This window comes from Saccharopolyspora sp. NPDC002376 (assembly GCF_053593195.1).
Map to the genome: position 1 here is coordinate 1 of NZ_JBSFBZ010000124.1, position 3,604 is coordinate 3,604.

The window sequence follows — 3,604 nt, forward strand, 5'->3', positions numbered from 1 at the left end:
AAGAACAATCATCCCAGGCCAGAGGGCATCTACCCCACCACGACACGACCCCCACCGCCACAAACCTCAACACAACACCGGCGGATCCGGGCTATAGCGGCTCAAAAGACTTACGTGACCTGACCAGCTGAAACGCGGAACTGCTTTCCCGGGTTGGGTGGGTTCGGGGAGAATTCGCAGGTTCGACCGGATCGCGGGAAAGGAGCTGGGCGCGCATGACGGCACCCGGCGTTGCGGTGGCTGCGGCACTTCCGCAGCAGGTCAAGCAGACCAGGGAGAAGCTCACCACGCTGCTCCGGGAAGTCGACCCGGACGCTGCCGAGTGGGTCGAGAAGGTCCGGCGCAGCCGTCCCAAGACACCCAGCGTGGTCGTGGTCGGCGAGACCAACCGCGGCAAGAGTTCGCTGGTCAACGCGATGCTGGCGCACCCTGGCCTGTCCCCGGTGGACGCCGATGTGGCCACCGCAACCTACCTGCAGTTCGAGCACGGCGAGCAGTGGGCGGCGCACGCCTGCTATCCGGGCCAGCAGGATCCGGTGTCGTTCGACCTGGCCGAGCTGGCGAACTGGACCAGCGTGGGCCGCGACCTGCCGGACGGCCAGCTCCCACCGCGATACGTGCAGATCACCGCGCCGGTCGACGCGCTGGCGAAGGTCACCGTGGTGGACACGCCGGGCGTCGGCGGGCTGGAAGAGGTGCACGGCGAGCTGGCGATGGAGGCCGCTGCTTCGGCGACCGCGCTGCTGTTCGTCGTCGACGCCTCCGCCCCGTTCACCCGCGGTGAGCTGGAGTTCCTGCAGAAGGCCAGCGAGCGGGTGGAGACCGTGGTGTTCGCGCTGGCCAAGACCGATCAGTACCGCGGCTGGCGGCAGGTGCTGGAGGCGAACCGGAAGCTGCTGGTCGAGCACGCACCGCGGTTCGCCGAGGTGCCGATCTTCCCGGTGTCGGCGCGGTTGCAGGAGATGGCCGCGAAGGCGCCGAGCGAGCAGGCCGCGCAGATGCTGCGGGAGAAGTCCGGCATCGAGGAGCTGCGCAGCGAGCTGGAGCGGCTGATCGGCGGCCGGTCGGCGATGCTCGGCGAGGCCAACACGATGCGCGCACTGTCCACTGTGCTCGGTGAGCAGGTGGTGAAGCTGGAGGGCGAGAAGCGCGCCCTGACCGTCGGCGAGGACGAGGCGGAGTCGCTGCGCGCCCGCCGCGACGAGCTGACCACCGCCCGGCGTTCGTCGACCCGCGGCTGGCAGGTCAAGCTGCGTGGCGAGATCCAGCGCACTCGCGTGGAGACCAACCACGAGGTGACGCGCCAGGTCCGCGAGGTGCAGAACTGGTTCCGCCGCGCCATCGACGGCGCCGACCGCCAGAAGCTCCAGGAACTGCCCCGCCAGGTGGATGTGGCGCTGCAGATAGCTTCAACGCGCGTCGCCGCGGCGCTGTCCGCGCGCCTGGCCACGGTCGCTGAGCAGTCGTTGAAGGAACTGTTCTCGGCGGAAGAGCTCGACGTGATCCGCTCGCAGTTCGCCCGCGGCGCTCAGGCACCGATCGCGATGCGCCCTCCGGAAAAGCGCCCGCCGACGGCCGAGGACAAGCTGCTGGTGTTCATGGGTGTGTCCGGCGGTCTCGGCGTGGGGCGCGCGGCGGCGATGCCGTTGGCGGGCTTGGGGATCGCGGCGCTGAACCCGGTGGTGCTGCCGGTGACGATCGTGCTCGGCCTCGGTGCGGGCTGGTGGATGGCCCGAACCCGCAAGCACGCGGCGGACAAGCAGCACATGAAGCAGTGGCTGACCGAAGCGATCGCCGATGCCCGCTCAGCGCTGGATCAGCTCGTGGCGGAGCAGCTCATCGAGGCAGAGCAGCAGCTCTCACTGGCCCTGGACGAGGCGCTGACCAAGCGGATCGAAGCGATCGAGTCGGAACTCCGCGAGGTCGACAAGGCCCTCAAGATGGACGCCGCCGAACGCAGCCGCCAACTCCAAACGGTCAACCGCCGCCTCACGGAAGCCACCGCCGGCCGCGAACGCGCGGAAACCCTCCTCAACAACATCCGCAACCTCCGAGACACCGCCGCCTGAGCCGTGAAGGGCGCCTTCGACCGGCTTATTCGGTCAAGGCGCCCTTCACCTCAGAACTTCGGAGCGTCGAACCGATCGGAGCGAACGGCAGCGAGAAAAGCCCGCCACTGCCGCTGATCCACGGCTAACAGCCCGCCGTCGCGGTCCTTGGTGTCCCGAACCCCGACCTCGTCAGCGCCCAGGCCGACCTCGACGCAGTTGTTGTTTGGGCCGCTATAGCTGGACTTTCGCCAGCCGACTTCGATGCAATCTGACTGTGTTCCGCTGTAGCTGGACTTCCGCCAGCCGGTGAAATCCGGGCTCATCGCGTCTCCAGATCGGCAACGTAGTTCTTGATCAGCTTCGCCGAAGCGCTCGGCGACAAGGCTTGCCGTTCGAGCGTAGCCGTGAGATCAAGAAAGTCTTTCGTGTCTGCCTTCTCATCCAGAAACTGGCCCGACCTGCGGTGTTCCAGGTGAACGATCGGATCGGCCTTCGCGAACTCGAGAAGCAAGTGCGGGCCGTCCTGCCCGATGTGCGCGCCAGCATCGAGCGGGATCACTTGAACTGTCACGTTCGGCGCTGCGGCCATCTCGAGTACGTACCTGAGTTGGTCCGCCATGACTGACGGTCCACCAACGGCTCGCTGGAAGACGACCTCGTCGATAAGAGCCAGGAACTCAACTGGCGGAGCCGTGGTCAGCACTTCCTGCCGACCAGCTCTGATAGCCGTGAGCATTTCGGTTCGGTCCGTCGGAACGCCACCTGCTCGCAGCACGGCCCGCGCGTAGTCCTTGGTCTGGAGCAACCCCGGAATCCTGTTCAGCGCGAGAGCGGAGATCCGGGTGGCTTCGCGTTCGAACTCGAGTAGGGCGGCGAGTTGGCGCGGGATGCCCGTGTCGCCGATTTCCGTCCAGTTCGGCTGATCCGCGTCCTTTGCCATCTGGATGAGTTCTCGGCGGCGCTTGCCGGTCACGTTGTAGATGGCGAGCATGGCGCCGAGGTCTTCGGCGCTCGGCACCTTGTCTCCGCGTTCGATGCGGCTGATGGTCGAGCGGGAGAAGCTCAGTCGTTCTTCGAGTGCGCGGACCGTCAGACCGGCCTTCTTGCGCAGTTCTCGCAGTTCCGCGCCAAGTCCGCGCGCCTTCGCGGTGTTCGCCATGCGTTCACTCTAGATGACCAATTGATCACTCAAAGTGGGCAACTGGCTTGTCTTTGAGACAAAACAGGTCCAGCTTTGTCACAGAGACAGAGGAGGACGGGATGCTGGAAGCGGCTGGGGTGGATTGGTTTTGGCGGCCCGTGGGGGTTGGGCGGCATGCGTTCGGCGTCGCCGCGAAGCGGGCTGAGCAGCATGGCCCGGTGGCGTCGTTCTGCGGGGTTGAGGTTGAGGCGTGGCAGGTGCAGCGGTTGCCGCCGGAGTCGGAGTGGATCGACCAGGACACCTGCATGGATTGCTGGGCTTCGATGTCCTCCGGCACGGCCAGGAACACCGCACCCGGGCGTTCGCTCTGCGCGGTCTTGAACGCCTTGCGCGTCATTTCCGGTACCGCGTC

4 protein-coding genes are annotated in these 3,604 nt (G+C 66.5%); 1 reads left to right on the forward strand and 3 read right to left on the reverse strand.

Annotated features, from left to right (window positions below; translation table 11 throughout):
• Nucleotides 1-215: 215 nt before the first annotated feature.
• Nucleotides 216-2,069 carry a dynamin family protein gene (locus ACWCO2_RS36695; protein WP_450132406.1) on the forward strand — a complete coding sequence of 618 codons (1,854 nt, stop codon included), beginning with the start codon at nt 216-218 and terminating at the stop codon, nt 2,067-2,069.
• Nucleotides 2,070-2,119: 50 nt separating this feature from the next.
• Here ACWCO2_RS36695 and ACWCO2_RS36700 read toward each other — a convergent pair whose 3' ends face one another.
• The 3 genes from ACWCO2_RS36700 to ACWCO2_RS36710 all read right to left on the reverse strand — a co-directional run.
• On the reverse strand, nt 2,120-2,374 hold the full coding sequence (locus ACWCO2_RS36700; protein WP_450132407.1) for a DUF397 domain-containing protein: 255 nt from the start codon (nt 2,372-2,374) through the stop codon (nt 2,120-2,122).
• A complete protein-coding gene (locus ACWCO2_RS36705; RefSeq protein WP_450132408.1) occupies nt 2,371-3,210 on the reverse strand; it encodes a helix-turn-helix domain-containing protein in 840 nt (279 codons plus the stop codon). The genes ACWCO2_RS36700 and ACWCO2_RS36705 overlap by 4 nt, the downstream gene beginning before the upstream one ends.
• Before the next feature lie 25 nt (nt 3,211-3,235).
• Nucleotides 3,236-3,604: hypothetical protein (locus ACWCO2_RS36710; protein ID WP_450132409.1), on the reverse strand; the 369-nt coding region annotated here is incomplete at its 5' end.